Here is a 19123-nt window from a genome sequence, read left to right as displayed (position 1 = left end):
GGAGGGCCAATCGCGGTCAAAAGGCCGTATCAATTTGAAAAACCCGATCGAGTATAACGTCATGAACATCTTCGCCGATTTCGACGCGCGGATTAAGAAAGCCCTGCAAGCGCTTGAATTGAAAACTATTGATGGCGCTGATGTGGATTTATCCCGCGTTGGTGTGGAGCCGCCGCGTGATCCGAGCCACGGTGATATCGCGACAAATGCCGCCATGGTTCTGTCCAAGGCTGTTGGTCAAAATCCGCGCGAATTGGCAGTCAAGATCGGCGATGCGCTGAAAAATGACCCCGATGTCGGCTCTGTTGATGTCGCTGGGCCCGGTTTTATCAATCTGCGCCTCAAAGATACCTATTGGCACAGGCAACTGGCCGGAATGCTGAATTCAGGTCTCGATTATGGCCGGTCGAAACTCGGTTATGGTCACCGGGTCAATGTCGAGTTCGTTTCGGCCAACCCGACTGGTCCGATGCATGTGGGCCATTGCCGCGGTGCGGTTGTGGGCGATGCGCTGGCCAACCTTCTGTCTTTTGCCGGTTATGATGTCGCCAAGGAATATTACATCAATGATGCGGGCGCGCAGATCGATGTGCTCGCCAATTCGGTGATGCTGCGCTACCGGGAAGCGCTCGGCGAACATATCGGCGATATTCCATCAGGGCTCTATCCGGGCGATTACCTTGTGCCGGTGGGGCAGGCACTTGCTGCCGATTACGGCACGAAACTTCTGGCCATGCCCGAAGAAGAAGCAACTGCGATCATCAAGGACCGGACTATCGATGCCATGATGGCCATGATCCGGGACGATCTTGCGTCGCTCAACGTGCATCATGATGTGTTTTTCTCCGAACGGACGTTGCATGCCGATAATGCCAAGCAGATCCGGTCGGCAATCAATGATCTGACGCTGAAGGGCCATGTCTACAAGGGCAAGCTGCCGCCACCCAAGGGGCAAGTGCCTGAAGATTGGGAAGATCGGGAACAAACCCTCTTCCGTTCAACCGATGTGGGCGACGATATTGACCGGCCATTGGTGAAGTCTGACGGGCAGTTCACCTATTTTGCGGCTGACGTTGCCTACTTCAAGGACAAGTACGATCGGCATTTCGATGAAATGATCTATGTGCTCGGCGCGGATCATGGCGGCTACGTCAAGCGGCTGGAATCGCTGGCCCGCGCGGTTTCGGGCGGTACGGCCAAGCTGACGGTGCTGATCTGCCAGCTCGTCAAGCTCTACCGCAATGGCGAGCCCGTGCGGATGTCGAAACGGTCTGGCGAGTTCGTAACCCTGCGTGATGTGGTGGAAGAGGTGGGTCGGGACCCTGTCCGGTTCATGATGTTGTACCGGAAGAACGACGCGCCGCTGGATTTCGACTTCGCGAAGGTTACGGAGCATTCGAAGGACAACCCGGTCTTCTACGTTCAATATGCGTCTGCCCGGTGCCATTCAGTGTTCCGCCAGGCGATTGAACAGCTCGGCATGGGCGAAGAATCACTTGCTGCAAGCGCGCAGCATTTTGGTCTTTTGACGGACGAAAGTGAAATTGCACTCATTCGCAAGCTTGCCGAATACCCTCGCTTGATTGAAACGGCAGCCGTCCATCAGGAGCCGCACAGACTGGCTTTTTACCTTTATGACCTCGCAAGTTCGCTGCATGCGCAGTGGAATAAAGGAACCGAAAACGCGGACTTACGTTTTATTAAGGTTAACGATCCAAACTTGTCCCAAGCCAGGCTAGGGCTGGTTCAGGTTGTTTCTAAGGTTTTGACGTCCGGATTGTCTATCATTGGTGCGGACGCCCCAACCGAAATGCGCTGAAAGGCGTAGAAATCCTGTCAACTTTTGCCCACATTGCGCTGGTATGGCCAATGCGTGACGTTTTTTGACGTCCATAGTTGAGAGTACAGGATTAACGCCATGGCGGACAACTATCTTCAGCGTTCTCACCGGCAGGATGATTCGCGAATCGGTAATGACGATCCTCTGATGGAGCTTTCCCGCATTATGGGAACGCCCGAGGAAGAGGAGAACTCTGCGACCGGTTCCAGCGAGGATTTTGCTATGGATCTGGAGCGCGAGCTCATGGGTGACTTTGACGAGCACCCACAGGCAGCAGCTGCCCAACCTGCGGAAGCCGTGCATGATCACAGTCCTGCGGTTGCGCAGGATCCTTTTGCGAATTTCGATCTGCAGGATGCGGTCGAGCGGGAATTGATGTCGGATGAGGAACCTTCCCATTCACATCATGTCGCTGAACCTGTCCGTCAGGTGATTTCAGAACCGGTGGCAATCTACGAAGAACCTGATTACGGCGATTACGAGCCGGAAGCAGCCTATGTGGACAGTGAAGCAGGCGAGGGCGCCGATGCGCACGAACCTGTCAGTTTCACCCCAGAGCCAACGCCTGCGCCGAGTGTGGAGCCTGCTGCTCTTTATGCCGAAGAGCGCCCGGTTGTCACCGCACCATCGCTCAGCCTTGAGGATGAGCTGGAGACGCTGCTTGCGGGTTCTGCAAAACCTGTGACCCAACGTTCTGGCAATGCATCATGGGGTTATGGCTCGCAAGCGCCGGTTGTCGGTCGCACTGAAGCTGCTCCCATCATCAGCCGCGCAACATCCTATACAGCGCCCGTCGCACAGCCTGCTCCCGTGGCAGCGCCGGCCTATGTGCCGGAGCCAGCCGCTTATCAGGCTCCCATTGCCGATGAGCCGGTTCAGGTACAGGAATCTGCAACGGTTCACGATGATCCGCTTGATGATTTTGATACCGAAGAGCTGATGGCTGCCTTTGATGATTTCGAAGTGCCTGTTGATATCGAGGATGAAGTTGTAGCCGAGCCACAGGCTGAAGCCCGGGTTGAGGACGCAGAACTTCCGCATTATCAAAGCCCTGTTCAGTCCTACGCGGCTGTTCATCAGCCGGTTGCTTCTGCTCCGGAACCTGCGATTGAGGCCCATCATCTGCCGGAACCGCAGGATTTGAGCGGTTATGCGGATGAACTGGATCGCGCAGCGTCATCCATCGCGTCGGCGCCGGATGTTCATACGATGGCTGTCACAGAGAGCCGGGTTGAATATACGGAATCTCTCGATCTGCCTGAAGTGCATTACGAAGACGATGCGCCGCAGCATAATGGTATGGGCGAACTGGAGACAGAATTCGCGGAAGTTTTCGGCTCGATCGAAGCGGATGATCCCCGCGCCGCCTATGCCGTGCCGCAGGAAGAGCCGCAGTCAACGGCGGCACCCAAGGATGAGTACGCCGATATTTTTGCCGATGTGTTTGGCAATGAGGCAGAAAAGACTGGCCACTCCCCGGCAAATTACGCGCTTGCCGGAGCTGGTGTCGCGGCAGCAGCTGCCGGTGTGGCAGCAGCCAGCGCCCATCAGGCACGCCCGGTTGCCAGCAATTACAGCAATGGCCCCGAAGACGATATGGACTTTGGCTACGATCCAAAGCGTGATGATGTCGGGATGGCCGCAACAAACTATGCTCAGCCCGCAAGCCGCAAACGCAGCTTCATGGTTCCGGGTGCAGTGGCTGCGGCCGTTCTCATCGCCGTTTCCGGTGCTGCAGCCTATAAGTGGATGGGTGGTTCCGGTGGAACCCCCGTTGTGATCATGGCGGACAAAACGCCAATCAAGGTTCAGCCTGAAACCACTGCCAATGCGACTGCTCCTGCTCAGGACAAGATTGTCTATGAAAAGGGTGCAACGGCAGACACTTCGCCGCCAAAGCAGCAGCAGCTCGTTACCACGCAGGAAGCACCTGTTGATCTTGCCGCTACCGATGAAGACGAAGATGCAGCAATGAACGACACAGCAGGCAATAAAGCCGAGGAACGGGTTGATCCTGCCGCTGCCAATGTTGCTTCCACTGACCAGCAGGCGCAGCCGAACAACGCGATTGCACCACGCAAGGTTCAGACCATGGTCGTGAAGCCTGATGGTACGATGGTTGCTGCTATTCCACAGGCCGCTGATCCGGTCAGTTCCGGCCCGGCTGCTGCACCTGCAGCGCGTCCAGTCGCTGCCGCTGCTCCGGCTCCTGTGAATGCGATGCCTGACGGCAATGATCAGATCGGCTCGCTCGCTGCGGCCAGCAATCCTGCAACGCCCAAGCCCGCGGTTGAGCCGCTGGTTGCCAAACCGCAGGCTCCGGCTTCCGGCAAGCTACCGGCCAAGGCGGTTGAGACGAAGAAGATCACGTCCGAAACCGTTGCGTCTGTCTCGCCCCGGAATGCCCCTGTCGTTGATCGTCCAGCCGACCAGCCGCTGAACGTTGTCGACCGGGTTGCTCCGCAGAAGGCAACCGCGCAGCCAGCAGCACAGCCTCAGCAGGTCGCATCGGCTGTTGCTCCGGGTAGTTACCTGATCCAGGTTGCCTCGCAGCCAACCGCTGAAGGCGCACAGAAGACCTACGCTTCTCTGGCCCAGCGCTATCCGGGTGTGATTGCCGGTCGTGGTGTCGATATCAAGCAGGCCGAGATTGCCGGTAAGGGTACGTTCTACCGGGTCCGCATTCCTGCCGGTACCAAGGATGCGGCAGTCAATCTGTGCACCAAGTTCAAGTCGGCGGGTGGCAGCTGCTTCGTCACGCAGTAAGCTATCCCACCTTCATCAGACAAAGGCGGCCATTGGCCGCCTTTTCCTTTTTTGCATCAACGCAGTAGACTTCTGATATGAGCGAATCAAAAGCATGGATTGCCGGAACGTCCGGTCTGAAATTGACCCCTGACGAAATCGCGTTCTTTCGCGATGAGCGTCCATGGGGGTTTATATTGTTTGCCCGCAATGTCAGCGAAGCAGCGCAGGTCGAGGACTTGACTGCCCATCTGCGCGATCTGGTGCGGCGCGATGAAGCGCCGGTGCTGATCGATCAGGAAGGCGGACGCGTGCAGCGCCTGCGCCCGCCACTGGCGCCGAACTATCCCGCAGGTTCCGCATTGGGTGCCTTGTTCAAACAGGACGAAGAGGCGGGATTGCGCGCCGCATGGCTCCTGTCGCGGCTTCATGCGTTCGATCTGTTGAAGCTTGGCGTCAATGTGGATTGTCTTCCGGTTCTCGATGTTCCTGTCGAAGGCGCCAATGATGTTATCGGTACGCGCGCCTATGGCAAGCATCCTGAGATCGTCACGGCGATGGGCAGGGCGGCAGCGGAAGGGCTTGTTGCTGGCGGTATGCTGCCGGTCATGAAACACATTCCGGGGCACGGTCGTGCCTTTGCCGACACGCATCATGAACTGCCAACGGTGACAACACCGCTTGAAGAGCTTGCGGAACATGATTTTGCGCCGTTCCGCGCTTTGGCGCATTTGCCAATGGCAATGAGCGCTCATGTGATTTTCTCGGCTGTTGATCCGAAGAACCCGGCAACGACATCAGGCAAGGTGGTGGAAGAAATCATCCGGGGCCATATAGGCTTTGACGGGCTTCTGATGAGCGACGACGTGTCGATGAATGCACTTTCTGGGGATTATTTCGATCGGACCAAAGCAATCTTTGCGGCGGGCCTCGATATCGTGCTTCATTGCCACGGTATTATGGAACAAATGACGGCGGTTGCCTCCTGTACGCCTGAACTAGGTGGTAAAGCGCTGGAGCGTGCGCAGCGGGCACTCAAATATGCAAAGAAACCGGATGCCTCCGATGAGGCTGATATCCGGGAAGAATTCCAGCGTTTCTTCGAAGCGGTGGCATAGAAGCGAGAGAGATTTGACGGCGACGGAACAGAAAACCAATGGCACGACCGCAGCACCCATGGAGGCGCTGTGGGAAAGCACATCGGATCGCGGCCTCAGCGAGCCGTCGCTGCTGATCGATATCAAGGGTTTTGAAGGCCCACTCGATCTGCTTCTGCATCTGGCCCGCAACCAACGCGTAGACCTTGCGCGTATCTCCGTGCTGGCTCTTGTTGAGCAATATCTGATTTTTATTCGTCAGGCGCAGGCTCTGCGGCTTGAACTTGCAGCCGATTATCTGGTGATGGCCGCATGGCTGACCTACCTCAAATCAAAACTGCTGATCCCCAAGGCACCGGGCGATGAAGGCGAGAGCGGCGAGGAACTGGCAGCAACGCTGCAATTCCGGCTAAAACGGCTCGAAGCCATGCGCGATGCGGCGACGAAACTCGTCAACCGCAACCGCCTTGGCCGCGATATTTTTGCGCGCGGCATGCCCGAGGCTGTCATCGTTGATCAGACCAATATCTATTCGGCGACGCTTTACGAACTTCTGACCGCCTATGCCTCGCAGCGGCAGAAGCAGGCCATTTCCCATGTGCAGATTGCGCGCCGCAGTGTCTGGTCGCTGAAAGACGCGCGCACGATCCTGATGCGCCTCATTGGCGAGATGAAAGACTGGACGGCTTTGGACCAGTATTTGCTTGAATTCATTGCGTCGCCGAGTGAGCGCGCGACAGTGCTTGCCAGTTCCTTTGCCGCCAGCCTTGAGATGGTGCGGGAAGGGCATATGGAAATTCAGCAGACTGGTGCGTTCAAGCCGATTTTCCTGCGCGATAGAGCGCCGCGGCCAGCGGAAAAGACGGGGCAACCTCCGCTCACAACGATGAGGGATGTGGCCAATGGCTGACAATGGTCCTTTGCTTATGCAAGCCGACAATGATGAAAGCGATCTGCGAGAGGCGGAATGGACATCGGCTATTCCAGTCTCCGAGGCCTTGCGGATGGCGGAAGCCATTCTGTTTGCTTCTGCCGAGCCGGTGACGGTGAGGGCGCTGGAAGAGCGGCTGCCATCGGGCGTCGACGTTCCGGCACTGCTCGGTGAGTTGCAATCTGTTTATTCCAAACGGGGTATTAATCTGTTGCAGGTTGGCGGCGCATGGGCGTTCCGGACCGCCGCCGACCTTGCCTTCCTGATGAACCGCGAGGCCGTACAGCAAAAGAAGTTGTCCCGTGCGGCTCTCGAAGTTCTGGCAGTCATTGCCTATCACCAGCCGGTCACGCGAGCCGAGCTTGAAGATATTCGCGGTGTTGAAACATCCAAGGGCACGCTTGATGTGCTGATGGAGACGGGCTGGATCAAGTTCCGTGGCCGCAGACGCACACCGGGCAGGCCCATTACCTATGGCACGACATCCTCGTTTCTTGATCATTTCGGTCTTCAGGAAGTGCGCGATCTTCCCGGTATCGATGAATTGCGTGGTGCTGGACTTCTTTCAGCGCGCATGCCTGCCAATTTTGCCATTCCGGTTCCGGTCAATGATCCTGACGAATTGACCGAGGATGAAGATCCGTTGACGGATATCGATCTGGAAGAGCTTGGACTTTTGACACCGCGCGTCGAGAACGATTGAGTTTTTATTTGCCACATTTATGCGCGATGGTGGCGCGAACATGCCTGTTTGCAAAATTCGTGACGAAGATTTCACTTCGCACTTGCGCCGAACAAACATGAATGTGAAACAACATTATGCACTTGTGTTTGAAAAGCACGGGGAAAAGGCATAGATGAGCTCAAACTGTTGAGCGAATGCGAGGGTAAGATGGGTAGTTTTTCAATTTGGCACTGGTTGATCGTTCTGGCGATCGTGCTTCTGGTTTTTGGTCGTGGCAAGATTCCTGAATTGATGGGCGACGTTGCCAAGGGCATCAAGAATTTCAAGAGCGGCATGAGCGACGACGATACGGCTGACAATTCCAAGACGATCGACAATCAGACGAGCCAGCCGGTGAATTCCACCAAGGAAAAGACAACAAAGTCCTGAGTGGCACATAGTAGAGTTGTCCTGCGCGCGGCCTCGTTGCCGCGTCGTGGCTGGAGCATGATGAATGTTTGAAGTTGGTTGGTCGGAAATCCTGGTGATCGTGATCGTCCTGATCGTGGTGGTCGGGCCAAAGGATTTGCCGAAAATGCTGCGCGCCTTTGGCAAGGCAACGGCCAAGTTTCGCGCCACGGCCGGTGAATTCCGGCGTCAGTTCGATGAAGCTCTCAAGGAGGCCGAACTCGACGACGTGCGCGATATCATCAACGATGCCAAGAGTCTCGATCCGCGCAATGATATTCGCAAGGTCTTCGATCCCGTCCGCACGATCGGCGAAGATATCCGCTCGACACTGAAAGATGCGGGAACGGCAGCTAAAGACAATCTTGCGATTCCGGACCCCTCTGCGCCGGGTGCGACGCAAGTGCAGCCGCAGGTGATGGAGCCTGTTGCGCCATTGATGACCGCCACAACACCGAAGAAGCCGGGCCGGGCCTCCAAGCCCAAAGCTGTTGCTGAAAAAGCACCGGCGGCGGCTACGGCAGCCAAGGCGGCTCCGGCAAAAGTTGCGACCAAGGCAGCACCTGTCAAAACGGCGGCCAAAGCCACGCCTGCTGCCAAGACAGTTGCAGAAACGCCTGCGAAGGCGGCTCCGGTAAAAAGAACGACAAAGCCACGTGCCACTGGCAAAGCTGGCGATACGGGGACAAAATCTTGAGCAAGGCCGAAGACGAAATTGACAAGAGCTCAGCCCCGCTGATCGAACACCTCATTGAACTGCGCCGCCGCCTGATCTGGGCATTGCTGGCGTTCTTTGTGGCGTTTCTGGTCTGCTTCCATTTCGGCAAGCAATTGTTCAACCTGTTGGTCATTCCCTATCAGTGGGCTGTGGGCTGGGCTGGTTTCGATCCGGCCAAGGCACAGCTGATCTATACCGCGCCGCAGGAGTTTTTCTTCACGCAGGTCAAGATCGCCATGTTCGGCGGTATTGTTCTGGCGTTCCCGGTTATTGCCTCGCAGATTTACAAGTTTGTAGCGCCGGGTCTCTACAAGAACGAACGGATGGCGTTTTTGCCATTTCTGATCGCATCGCCGGTTCTTTTTCTCATGGGCGGCGCATTGGTCTATTTCTTCTTTACGCCCATGGTCATGTGGTTTTTCCTTGCCATGCAGCAAACAGGCGGCGCTGGCGAAGTGCAGATTTCACTGCTGCCGAAGGTTTCAGAATATCTCAGCCTCATCATGACGCTGATCTTTGCCTTTGGGCTCGTATTCCAGTTGCCGGTTGTCACGACATTGCTGGCTCGGGTAGGGCTGGTTGGCTATGAGGGCCTACGGTCCAAACGCAAATATGCGATTGTTATCGCCTTTATCGTTGCTGCTGTTATCACACCGCCTGATCCCCTCAGCCAAATCGGTCTTGCACTCCCGACGATCCTTCTCTACGAGGTTTCCATCTGGATGGCGCGTCTGATCGAGAAAAAGCGTGAAGCTGCTGAAGCTGAAGCACAATCAGGGTCCAGTGATAGCGATATCTCTTCCTGACGCGGCTATCGGTTTCGCCGGACAATCACGTCCTCATTCCAACGACTACTCCAAGACGGCTTTATTCCCATGCTCGACATCAAATGGATCCGCGAGAATCCGCAAGCGCTTGACGCAGCTCTGGCTAAACGGGGTGTTGAAGCTCAGTCGTCCCGGTTGATCGAGCTGGATGAAAAGCGCCGTCAGCACATTGCCAAATTGCAGGATGCCCAGGAGCGCCGCAATGCCGCCTCCAAGGAGATCGGCAAGGCGATGGGTGCCAAGGATCAGGCGACGGCTGACCGTCTCAAGGCTGAAGTCGCTGATATCAAGGTGTTTTTGCAGTCTGCCGAAGAAGAAGAGCGTCAGCTTGACCGGGCGTTGAATAATGCGCTGGCCGTGCTTCCAAACGTTCCGCTCGATACTGTTCCCGTTGGCAAGGACGAAGGCGGCAATGTTGAAACGCGCCGTGTTGGCCACCTGAAGAACTTTTCCTTCGAGCCGAAAGAGCATTTCGAGATCGGTGAAAATCTCGGCTATATGGATTTTGAACGCGCCGCGAAGCTTTCGGGCAGCCGTTTTACCGTCCTGAAGAGCCAGTTGGCGCGATTGGAACGGGCGCTTGGCCAATTCATGATTGATCTGCACACGACGGAACATGGCTATATGGAGGTCAATCCGCCACTGCTGGTCAATGCTGACGTGCTTTATGGTACGGGGCAGTTGCCAAAGTTTGAAGAGGACCTCTTCAAGACAACGGAAGGCCGTTATCTGATCCCGACGGCAGAAGTGCCGCTGACCAATCTGGTACGAGAAGAAATTCTCGATATTCGCGATCTGCCGATCCGCATGACGGCGCTGACCGCCTGTTTCCGGTCGGAAGCGGGTTCCGCTGGTCGTGACACGCGCGGCATGTTGCGTCAGCACCAGTTCATGAAGGTTGAGCTTGTATCGGTCACCGATGCCGAAAGCTCCATTGCCGAACATGAGCGGATGACGGCTTGCGCCGAGGAAGTGCTGAAGCGGCTTGATCTGTCGTTCCGCACCATGACGCTTTGCACAGGTGACATGGGCTTTGGCGCGCAGAAGACTTATGATCTGGAAGTATGGCTTCCCGGCCAGAAGGCTTATCGCGAAATCTCCAGCTGCTCGGTCTGCGGTGATTTTCAGGCACGCCGCATGAATGCGCGCTACCGGCCTGAGGGCGAGAAGTCGACGCGCTTTGTCCATACACTGAATGGTTCCGGCACGGCTGTCGGCCGCGCCTTGATCGCTGTTGTCGAAAATTATCAGAATGAAGACGGCAGCGTTACGGTTCCTGAAGTACTTGTGCCTTACATGGGTGGACTGAAACGAATCGAAAAAGCTGCATAGGAGAGGGCGATGCGCATACTGCTGACCAACGATGATGGTATTCATGCGGAAGGTCTTGCTGTTCTTGAGCGCATTGCCCACCAGCTTTCCGACGATGTCTGGGTGATTGCGCCGGAAACCGACCAGAGCGGTCTCGCGCATTCGCTGACACTTTCAACGCCGCTGCGCCTGCGCAAGATCGATGATCGTCACTATGCCGTGCGCGGTACGCCCACGGATTGCGTGATCATGGGCGTGCGGCACTTGATGCCTGAAGCACCGGATCTGATCCTGTCAGGCGTTAATTCCGGTTCGAACACGGCCGATGATGTGACCTATTCCGGGACCATTGCTGCGGCTATTGAAGGCACTTTGCTTGGTATCAATTCCATCGCTTTGTCGCAGGAGTACAACCTTAATGGCGGCGCACGCATTCTGCCGTGGGAGATTGTCGAGCAGCGGGCTCCGGCTCTGCTAAAGAAATTGCTTGGCGTTGAACTTGCCAAGGGCGTGTTGCTGAATGTGAATTTTCCCAGCTGCAGCGGCGGTGAGTTGGCGGGTGTTCGTGTGACGGCTCAGGGCAAGCTTTCCCATGGGCTGACCATTGAAGAACGGCAGGATGGGCGTGGATTGCCCTATTACTGGCTGCGTTATGGTCGTGGCAAGGATGAGCCTGCGCCCGATAGTGACGTGGCGGCAATCCGGGCGAACTATATTTCCATCACACCGCTTCAGCTCGATCTGACGGCGCACGAAACGCGCCAGACTTTGGAGGACGCCTTCGCATGAAGCCTGCGCTTTCTGAACGGGAGGGCTTTGCCGCCTTCGTCCTGCGTATGCGGTCCTTGGGGCTGTCGGATCAGCGGCTTATGGGGGCTTTTGAAGCGACGCCCCGCATGGCTTTTGTTTCCGGCAATCTTGGAACAGTGGCTTATGGCGACCGGATGCTGCCGATCGAGTGCGGTGAATTCATGGAAGGGCTGGATCTGCAGGCCCGTTTGATTAAGTCGCTTGATCTTGAGCCGACGCACCGGGTTCTGGAAATCGGCACCGGCACGGGTTTTACCGCCGCAATCATGGCCCGGCTTGCCGGACGTGTGCTTTCGATAGAGCGATATCGCACGCTGATTGAACTTGCCCAGCAACGCCATCAGGCATTGAAGATCGAGAACCTGTTCATCAAGCATGCGGATGGCAAGCTTGGCCTGACCCATGACGGCCCGTTTGACCGCATTATCGTCTGGGCGGCCTTTGAAAGCATGCCCCGCCAGTTCGTCGATCTTCTCTCGTCCAACGGGGTGATGATTGCACCGATCGGGCCGGTTGATGGCAAGCAGGTGGTGTCGCGCCTGTCCAAAATCGGCAGCCGTTTTGAACGTGAGGATATGATGCCTGCACGCTTCTTGCCGCTGCTGGATGGTGTCGCCACAGCACTCTGACGGGCTCGCCCGCCGCAGTGTTGGCGCAACCGTTTATGGATTTGGTGAATCTTTTACAAATTTTTTATGCGTTTTAACGGTCGGGTAACATTAACGCGGTTTAATGGTCCAATATTCTTGTATTGAGTACGGGCGGGATAAGCGATGCGTTTGAGTGTACTAGACAAAGCGTCACAGCGGCTGGCACTGAATGCCAGCGTTCTCTTGATTGCAGCTTTGGCTGCAGGTTGCAGTTCCGGGGTGTCGCGCTTCACCAGCGCGGATTTCAGCTCCGGCTATAGCGACAACCAGCGTTCAATCATTCAGGGGCAGAATTCGGCCCCACGCGGTTATACGCCGCCGGTTGATTCAACTTACACAGCTTCGGTCAATCGCAATGCGGTTCCACCTGCGGGCGGTGTCCAGCGCAGCAGCCTGCCGCCAGTAGGTGCGGCAAGCGCTTCTGCGCTTCCGCCGGTTTCCTCGCAGCCGATGCGTCCGGCAGTGAGCGCTGCTCCTGTGCGCCAGCAGGTCGCTTCGGCGCAGCCGATGGGTAATGTGCAGGCTCCGCCGCTTGCATCATCAGCCGGTTCGCTGAAAACACCGGATGGTCGTGAGGCACGTATGCCGACAAAGCCAGCTGCCGCTCCAGCGATAGCTGCCAATAATACGACGTCACCGAGCCACGCCGGTTCATACACTGTTCAGAGTGGCGATACGTTGCATGCCATCTCCCGCAAGACGGGTGCCAATGTCGAGGCCATCAAGCAGGCCAACAACATGAAGGACGGTAATGTTCGTCTTGGACAGGCTCTGGTTATTCCGGCATCAAGCTCGTCGATGGCGCAGAATGTTGCCAACAACATGAAGGCAAAGGGCGCGGTCGATCAGGTCAAGACTGCCGCAACGCCGCCTGTTGTTCAGCCAAAGGTCGTCGCGAGCGTGGCACCGAGCGCCGCAACGGCTACGACACCGGCAGCACCGCAGGCTGACGGACAGGCAAAGCCTTACACACCGCCACAGGCGAGCGAAAAGGTTATCGATGATGCCGAGAAGGATGTTGCATCCGCACCATCAGCCACCGGCGCCTCACAGATGCGCTGGCCGGTTCGTGGCCGTGTCGTTGCCAATTACGGCAAGGGCAATGACGGTATCGACATTTCGGTTCCTGAGGGCACCCCGATCAAGGCGGCTGAAAACGGTGTTGTCATCTATTCCGGTGATGGTTTGAAGGAGTTCGGCAATACGGTTCTCGTTCGCCATGATAATGGTTTGGTCACGGTTTACGGCAATGCGAGCAAGCTGAATGTACAGCGCGGCCAGAAGGTGAAGCGCGGCGAAGAACTTGGCCGCTCGGGCATGACCGGCAATGCGACTTCGCCAAAGCTGCACTTCGAGGTTCGCAAGAACTCGACGCCGGTTGATCCTTCGAAGTTCCTCGAATCCTGATTGGTTCGTGCTTGAATTCAAAAGGTCCGTGCAGCGATGCACGGGCCTTTTGCTTGTAGTTCGATACCTGTGGAGGTGTGACCGTCGGGGTTTTCAAGGTTGGTTGGACAAATCAGAGCTTAACCCGGCAAAAGAATTCTTTCAGAGAAAGGGATACGAATACCAGGAGATTCAGAACAATAAGATACGACAATAGACTTCCGTCGTTTACAAACTTGTTGGAGATATCCGCTATTCCTATAAAGGTTGGAACATAGACCATCATCGCCTTCCATTCGTCTTTGTGAGTTTCGCTATTTCCTTTGAATTTGAAAAAATCCAAGAAATGCATAGTCCATTTCAGTTTTATGTCTCTTACGATAGCCATAAGTATCAGCGATACAAACACTGAAATATTTAGGTACAAGGTACTTCCTGCAGAGAACATGAGATACAATATCGCTATTTGAACTGGCACGGATATCCACATCAGATAATGAGCCAGTTGGATATTGTTTCGCAGCGCCATCTAATGAATCCTCCATATCCACAGCACTAAAGTTTCTTGCCCAGCCGCCCGGCCAGATCCTGCGTAAATTGCCATGCAACGCGGCCGGAGCGCGAACCACGCGTGGTCGACCATTCGAGTGCTTCCGCGTGCAATTGTTCCTTCTGCATCGGCAGGTCGAAATGGGCGGCATAGCCATCAATCATCGAGAGATAATCATCCTGGCTGCATTTGTGGAAACCCAGCCACAGCCCAAAGCGATCTGACAGCGAGACCTTTTCTTCGACGGCTTCAGAGGGATTGATGGCGGTTGAGCGCTCGTTCTCGATCATGTCACGCGGCAAGAGATGTCGTCGGTTCGATGTGGCGTAGAAGATGACATTGTCAGGTCGGCCCTCGACGCCGCCTTCAAGCGCTGCCTTGAGCGACTTGTAGGAAGTATCGTCATGATCAAAGGACAGATCGTCGCAAAACAGGATGAAACGATATTGTGTGTCCTTGATTGCGGCCATCAGGGCGGGGAGGCTGTCGATATCCTCGCGGTGTATCTCGACCAGCTTCAGCGTATTGTCATTGCCGGGCGCCGCAGCGTTCACCGAAGCGTGAACCGCCTTGACCAGCGATGATTTACCCATGCCGCGCGCGCCCCACAGCAATACATTATTTGCCTGCAATCCATCGGCAAAGCGCTTGGTGTTGTCAAAGAGAATATCGCGCACACGATCGACGCCGCGAATGAGGGAAATGTCGACACGATTGACCTTCAGAACCGGGTCAAAGGCAAGATGATCCGGGTTCCAGACGAAGCAATCAGCCACATCGAGATTGGCGGGTTGCGCTTTTGGCGGTGCCATACGTTCCAGCACAGCAATCAGTCGGTCAAGTTTATCGGCCAGCAATTCCTCGAACATTCTTCTCAAGCCTTTGTTTTTTCTGCGTTCAAGCCACTATCATGTTGATGGGAAACCGAAAAGCGGGATGCGGGATTTTGCACGGTTGCTTTTCCCATTCCAAACATTGTATTCCGCAGGTTCTGTATCATTCAAACAAGAATTACTCTGGAGACTGTCTCTATGTTCGTAACTCCCGCATATGCACAGACAACGGGCATCGGTGGTGCGCCGGAAATGCTGATGAGCATCCTGCCATTCATCCTGATTTTCGTGATCATGTACTTCCTGATCATCCGTCCGCAGCGCACATCGATGAAAAAGCGCGAAGAGCAGCTGAAGAACATCCGCCGCGGTGACACCATCATCACCGGTGGTGGTTTCGTTGCCAAGGTGACGAAAGTGTTCGAAGATACTGGCGAACTCGAAGTTGAAATCGGCGAGGGCGTCAAGGCTCGCGTTATCCGCGCATTGGTGTCGGACGTACGCGTCAAAGGCGAACCGGTTGCCGATAACAAGAAATAAGTCATAGTGACGGGGCGGCATCAGGCCGCCCTGTTGATTCTTGAGGTCGCGACTGCATGCTCTATTTTAGCCGCTGGAAGACACTTCTCATCTGGGCCGTTGTTCTTGTAGGCGTGATCCTGGCTCTGCCAAATCTGTTTACGCCCATCCAGCTGGCGAACCTGCCAAATTGGCTTCCAAAGAAACAGCTTGCGCTTGGGCTTGATTTGGAGGGCGGTTCGCGTATCCGCCTGCAGGTCGACAAAGACAAGCTGGCGCAGACTGATGCGGCAATAGAGGTGATGAACCGCCGCCTCAGCGAACTTGGCTATACCAATCCCAATGTGGAGAGCCAGAGAAGTGGCCGTGTTCTCGTTGAAGTGTCGGGTCTTTATGACTCGCAGCTGCTCAAGGACATTCTGAGCCTCACCGGGCAATTGAGCTTTCGGATGATCGATACATCAATGCCGGTGCAGCAGGCCATTGATGGCACGCCGCCTGCGGGCTCGGATGTTGTCTATTCCTTTGATGATCCGCCCGTCGCCTATCTCGTCAAGAAAGAACCTATCGTTACCAATGCGAATTTCGTTGGTGCACAGGCGGGTGTCGATACCGCGACGCAGCAGCCGGTCATCACATTCAAGCTTGATAGTGCCGGTGCTGAGCGCTTCTCCAAGGCAACGAAGGAGAATATCGGAAACTCGTTCGCCATTGTTCTCGATGATCAGGTGTTGTCGGCACCAGTTATCAGCGAGGCCATTCCGGGTAACACCGGCCAAATCGCCGGTAATTTTGATCTGTCCGGTGCCAGCAATCTTGCTATCGTCATGCGCGCTGGAGCACTGCCTGCGCCTGTTACTGTCATTGAAGAGCGGTCGGTCGGAACGGATCTTGGCGCGTCGGCTGTTTCAGCTGGAAAGATTGCAGCACTTATCGGTGCTGGGCTTGTCATCCTGTTCATGCTGCTGACCTATGGCCTGCTTGGCGTGATCGCCAGCATAGCGCTGATCGTCAACATCATTCTGATCCTGGCGTTTTTGACCATTGTTGGCGTTCCCCTCAGCCTTGCGGGCGTGGCTGGTATTGTTCTGACCATAGGTATGGCGGTTGACTCAAACGTCCTCATCTATGAGCGTATCCGCGAAGATCGACGTGCAGGCTTTTCGGTCATTCAGGCGATTGATTCCGGGTTTGCCCGGGCGCAGGCGACGATTGTTGATGCCAATGTCACCACCTTGATCGCGGCTCTGGTGCTTTTCATTCTGGGCACTGGGCCCGTGCATGGCTTTGCCGTGACTGTCACCGTCGGCATTATTACCACGCTGTTCACAACCTTCACCCTCACACGCTGGATGGTTTCGGCATGGGTGCAGTGGTCAAAGCCGAAGGAAGTACCCCGCGCGGCATTGAAGCTTGTTCCCTACAACACGAAAATTCCGTTCATGCGCCTGCGTGGGCTGACGCTTGGTTTCTCGGCATTATCAAGCGTGGCAGTCATCGTCCTGTTCTTTGTTATCGGCATGAATTTCGGCATCGATTTCAAGGGCGGAACGATGGTTGAGATCGCGTCCAGTGAGGGCCCGATCGATCTGGATGATGTGTACAGCCGGCTTGATGATCTCAACATTGGCGACGTAAAGATCGAACCATTCAAATCGGATGACCGCGCGCTCATTACTGTTGGCAGTCAGGGTGAGGGTGAGAATGCCGAGCAGACCGTTGGGGTTAAAATCCGCGGCGAACTCGATCAGGATTATGAATTCCGCCGGGTCGATGTGATAGGGCCGACGGTATCAGGCGAACTGGCCAAAGCGGGCGGCTTGGCCGTTGCGCTTTCTCTCGCTGCAATCTTTGCCTATGTCTGGTTCCGCTTCGAATGGCATTTTGCGCTTGGCGCGATCATTGCGACGATCCACGATGTTTTGCTGCTGCTCGGCATGTTCATCATCTTCCAGATGGAGTTCAACCTCTGGAGTATTGCGGCCCTGCTGGCCATTGTTGGCTATTCGCTCAACGATACGGTTGTCATTTACGACCGGGTTCGCGAAAATCTGCGGCGGCATGGCAATGGTGTATCCCTGTCTGCGGTGCTCGATGCCTCGATCAATCAAACCTTGTCGCGTACCATCCTGACATCACTGGCTACCTTCCTGGCACTGATCGTACTCTATGCTTATGGCGGTGATGATGTGCGCGCCTTTGCACTTACCATCGCTGTTGGCATCGTCGTTGCGACCTATTCGTCGATCTTCGTCGCAGGCCCATTGCTGATGCTGTTTGGCCTAAAAGGGCGGGATGTTGTCGAGGATGGCCGCCGGGCCGATGTCGGAGAATAGAACAGTGGTCAAAGGCATTGAAATCCGGGATGCGCATTTCCCCGGTCGTGCGCCGATAGATGCCTATGGCAATGGCGGGTTCCGGTTCGCCGATATGTCGCATCGCGGATCAATCCTTTGCCTGCCATCGGGCATTCATGGCTGGGCGCCAAAGATCGAAACTGCCCTGACCGCAGAGGATTTGGCTCTGGTGCTTGAACAGGCTGATGATATCGAGATTTTGCTTGTCGGTATGGGCACGGAATTGCGCCGCCTGCCGCAGGCCCTGCGCGATGTATTGCGCGAGCATCGCATTTCCTCTGATCCCATGAGCACGGGTGCCGCCGTGCGCACCTATAATGTTCTGCTGGCGGAAGATCGCGCCGTCGCTGCGGCGTTGATTGCTGTAGATTAAACCGGCGCTTGTCTGTATCTCAGCCCCATGAACGCAAATGAATCCCATTGTCTGCAATTATTGCGGGATGCCGATCCGGACCGCTATCTTTCCGTGCTTTATGCGCCGGAAGAGAAACGGGGTGCCTTGGCTGCGCTCTACGCATTCAATGTGGAGATCGCGCGTATCCGTGATCTGATCCACGATCCACTGCCGGGTGAAGTGCGATTGCAGTGGTGGCGCGATCTGATCAACGGCACCGAGCATGGCGAAGCGGTCGGCAATCCTGTTGCAGCGGCTTTGCTGGAAGCAATCAAGACGTACAATCTGCCACGCGCCGCCTTCGACAATTATTGCGAAGCGCGTATTTTCGACCTCTATGATGATCCCATGCCCAGCCGCAATGATCTTGAGGGCTATTGCGGTGAGACGGCCTCGGCACTGATCCAACTGGCGTCTCTGGTACTGGATGCGGAAAAGGCACCAGCCCAGGCAGATATTGCAGGGCATGCAGGCGTTGCGCAGGCCGTAACCGGATTGTTGCGGCTATTGCCGCTGCACCGGCGACGCGGCCAGACTTACATTCCGGCAGATATATTGGCAGCCGTCGGTTGCAGCGCAGAGATGCTGCTCGAAGGTACGGATAAGGCTGCAATCAAACGCGCGATAGATGCGATGATTGCACTGGCTGAGGATCACCTTGGCAAGTATGAAACAGCGGCGAAATCACTGCCAGCAACGTTGCGCCCTGCCTATCTGCCCGTTGGTCTCACAGGAATGTATTTGAAGAAACTCAAGGCGAGTGGGTTTGATGTGGCGAATGAGACGCCGGTTGTTTCGCCGCTACGCCGCCAGTGGGTTATGCTCCGGGCTTCAATGCGCTTTGCTTGAATCGCGTACTGTTCTGCGGGATATCGCGCGTGATGCGTGGTTCGTGGTTCGACAAGCTCACCATGAGGGAGAGGGGTGATGCAACGATAACCGTCAACTTTGCAGATCATAAGGAATGCAGAACCTGACTCCCTTTCATCCGCACTCTCCTCATGGTGAGCTTGTCGAACCACG

Annotated in this window: 17 protein-coding genes; 16 read left to right on the top strand and 1 reads right to left on the bottom strand. The window is 55.7% G+C overall.

The window, feature by feature from the left end; translation table 11 throughout:
* Window positions 1-61 precede the first annotated feature (61 nt).
* The 12 genes from argS to BLU05_RS01235 all read left to right on the top strand — a co-directional run bounded on the left by argS (window position 62) and on the right by BLU05_RS01235 (window position 13468).
* Window positions 62-1819, top strand: a complete 1758-nt coding sequence (gene argS / locus BLU05_RS01290; RefSeq protein WP_091877224.1) for an arginine--tRNA ligase — start codon at window positions 62-64, stop codon at window positions 1817-1819.
* Between the two features lie 99 nt (window positions 1820-1918).
* Window positions 1919-4606: an SPOR domain-containing protein gene (locus BLU05_RS01285; protein ID WP_091877222.1), complete on the top strand. Its 2688-nt coding sequence runs from the start codon at window positions 1919-1921 to the stop codon at window positions 4604-4606.
* A 77-nt stretch (window positions 4607-4683) separates the two neighbouring features.
* Window positions 4684-5703, top strand: a complete 1020-nt coding sequence (gene nagZ / locus BLU05_RS01280; protein WP_091877220.1) for a beta-N-acetylhexosaminidase — start codon at window positions 4684-4686, stop codon at window positions 5701-5703.
* 58 nt (window positions 5704-5761) lie between these two features.
* Window positions 5762-6592 (top strand): segregation and condensation protein A, encoded by an 831-nt coding sequence (locus BLU05_RS01275; RefSeq protein ID WP_091878380.1) that lies wholly within the window; start codon window positions 5762-5764, stop codon window positions 6590-6592.
* 16 nt (window positions 6593-6608) lie between these two features.
* Complete coding sequence (gene scpB, locus BLU05_RS01270; protein ID WP_227988139.1) at window positions 6609-7316, top strand: SMC-Scp complex subunit ScpB; 708 nt, start codon at window positions 6609-6611, stop codon at window positions 7314-7316.
* Window positions 7317-7505: 189 nt separating this feature from the next.
* Window positions 7506-7727, top strand: coding sequence for a twin-arginine translocase TatA/TatE family subunit (locus tag BLU05_RS01265; protein ID WP_091877218.1), 222 nt, complete (start codon window positions 7506-7508; stop codon window positions 7725-7727).
* Window positions 7728-7791: 64 nt separating this feature from the next.
* The gene (gene tatB / locus BLU05_RS01260) at window positions 7792-8442 is read left to right on the top strand and encodes a Sec-independent protein translocase protein TatB (protein WP_091877216.1); all 651 of its coding nucleotides are present in this window, start codon (window positions 7792-7794) and stop codon (window positions 8440-8442) included.
* Complete coding sequence (gene tatC, locus BLU05_RS01255) at window positions 8439-9269, top strand: twin-arginine translocase subunit TatC (RefSeq protein ID WP_091877214.1); 831 nt, start codon at window positions 8439-8441, stop codon at window positions 9267-9269. Before tatB ends, tatC begins: the two co-directional genes overlap by 4 nt.
* A 69-nt stretch (window positions 9270-9338) precedes the next feature.
* Window positions 9339-10622, top strand: a complete 1284-nt coding sequence (gene serS / locus BLU05_RS01250; RefSeq protein ID WP_091877212.1) for a serine--tRNA ligase — start codon at window positions 9339-9341, stop codon at window positions 10620-10622.
* 9 nt (window positions 10623-10631) lie between these two features.
* Window positions 10632-11390 (top strand): 5'/3'-nucleotidase SurE, encoded by a 759-nt coding sequence (gene surE, locus BLU05_RS01245; RefSeq protein WP_091877210.1) that lies wholly within the window; start codon window positions 10632-10634, stop codon window positions 11388-11390.
* A complete protein-coding gene (locus BLU05_RS01240; RefSeq protein ID WP_091877208.1) occupies window positions 11387-12040 on the top strand; it encodes a protein-L-isoaspartate(D-aspartate) O-methyltransferase in 654 nt (217 codons plus the stop codon). Before surE ends, BLU05_RS01240 begins: the two co-directional genes overlap by 4 nt.
* Before the next feature lie 144 nt (window positions 12041-12184).
* On the top strand, window positions 12185-13468 hold the full coding sequence (locus BLU05_RS01235; RefSeq protein WP_091877206.1) for a peptidoglycan DD-metalloendopeptidase family protein: 1284 nt from the start codon (window positions 12185-12187) through the stop codon (window positions 13466-13468).
* A 534-nt stretch (window positions 13469-14002) separates the two neighbouring features.
* On the opposite strand, the gene BLU05_RS01225 is transcribed toward BLU05_RS01235, so the two are convergent.
* Window positions 14003-14866: an ATP-binding protein gene (locus BLU05_RS01225; RefSeq protein WP_091877202.1), complete on the bottom strand. Its 864-nt coding sequence runs from the start codon at window positions 14864-14866 to the stop codon at window positions 14003-14005.
* Window positions 14867-15028: 162 nt separating this feature from the next.
* Here BLU05_RS01225 and yajC point away from each other — a divergent pair, with 162 nt between their 5' ends.
* The 4 genes from yajC to BLU05_RS01205 are packed head-to-tail and all read left to right on the top strand — an operon-like array spanning window position 15029 to window position 18949.
* A complete protein-coding gene (gene yajC, locus BLU05_RS01220; RefSeq protein ID WP_091877200.1) occupies window positions 15029-15370 on the top strand; it encodes a preprotein translocase subunit YajC in 342 nt (113 codons plus the stop codon).
* Between the two features lie 56 nt (window positions 15371-15426).
* Entirely contained in the window at window positions 15427-17685 is a 2259-nt protein-coding gene (secD, locus tag BLU05_RS01215; protein ID WP_091877198.1) for a protein translocase subunit SecD, read from the top strand.
* Between the two features lie 4 nt (window positions 17686-17689).
* Window positions 17690-18079, top strand: a complete 390-nt coding sequence (locus BLU05_RS01210) for an Mth938-like domain-containing protein (RefSeq protein WP_175540526.1) — start codon at window positions 17690-17692, stop codon at window positions 18077-18079.
* A 27-nt stretch (window positions 18080-18106) separates the two neighbouring features.
* Window positions 18107-18949, top strand: coding sequence for a phytoene/squalene synthase family protein (locus tag BLU05_RS01205; RefSeq protein WP_091877196.1), 843 nt, complete (start codon window positions 18107-18109; stop codon window positions 18947-18949).
* Window positions 18950-19123 lie beyond the last annotated feature (174 nt).

Source organism: Phyllobacterium sp. OV277, assembly GCF_900104355.1.
Lineage (GTDB): Bacteria > Pseudomonadota > Alphaproteobacteria > Rhizobiales > Rhizobiaceae > Phyllobacterium.
The sequence above is the reverse complement of the archived record's forward strand: the minus strand, read 5'-3'. Positions and strand labels throughout refer to the sequence as shown.

Coding starts and splice junctions, on each gene's coding strand:
- BLU05_RS01225 (WP_091877202.1), bottom strand. CDS start 14,866: ATGTTCGAGGAATTGCTGGCCGATAAACTTGACCGACTGATTGCTGTG.
- argS (WP_091877224.1), top strand. CDS start 62: ATGAACATCTTCGCCGATTTCGACGCGCGGATTAAGAAAGCCCTGCAA.
- BLU05_RS01240 (WP_091877208.1), top strand. CDS start 11,387: ATGAAGCCTGCGCTTTCTGAACGGGAGGGCTTTGCCGCCTTCGTCCTG.
- BLU05_RS01205 (WP_091877196.1), top strand. CDS start 18,107: ATGAACGCAAATGAATCCCATTGTCTGCAATTATTGCGGGATGCCGAT.
- serS (WP_091877212.1), top strand. CDS start 9,339: ATGCTCGACATCAAATGGATCCGCGAGAATCCGCAAGCGCTTGACGCA.
- BLU05_RS01285 (WP_091877222.1), top strand. CDS start 1,919: ATGGCGGACAACTATCTTCAGCGTTCTCACCGGCAGGATGATTCGCGA.
- scpB (WP_227988139.1), top strand. CDS start 6,609: ATGCAAGCCGACAATGATGAAAGCGATCTGCGAGAGGCGGAATGGACA.
- nagZ (WP_091877220.1), top strand. CDS start 4,684: ATGAGCGAATCAAAAGCATGGATTGCCGGAACGTCCGGTCTGAAATTG.
- BLU05_RS01235 (WP_091877206.1), top strand. CDS start 12,185: ATGCGTTTGAGTGTACTAGACAAAGCGTCACAGCGGCTGGCACTGAAT.
- yajC (WP_091877200.1), top strand. CDS start 15,029: ATGTTCGTAACTCCCGCATATGCACAGACAACGGGCATCGGTGGTGCG.
- BLU05_RS01275 (WP_091878380.1), top strand. CDS start 5,762: ATGGAGGCGCTGTGGGAAAGCACATCGGATCGCGGCCTCAGCGAGCCG.
- BLU05_RS01265 (WP_091877218.1), top strand. CDS start 7,506: ATGGGTAGTTTTTCAATTTGGCACTGGTTGATCGTTCTGGCGATCGTG.
- secD (WP_091877198.1), top strand. CDS start 15,427: ATGCTCTATTTTAGCCGCTGGAAGACACTTCTCATCTGGGCCGTTGTT.
- tatB (WP_091877216.1), top strand. CDS start 7,792: ATGTTTGAAGTTGGTTGGTCGGAAATCCTGGTGATCGTGATCGTCCTG.
- surE (WP_091877210.1), top strand. CDS start 10,632: ATGCGCATACTGCTGACCAACGATGATGGTATTCATGCGGAAGGTCTT.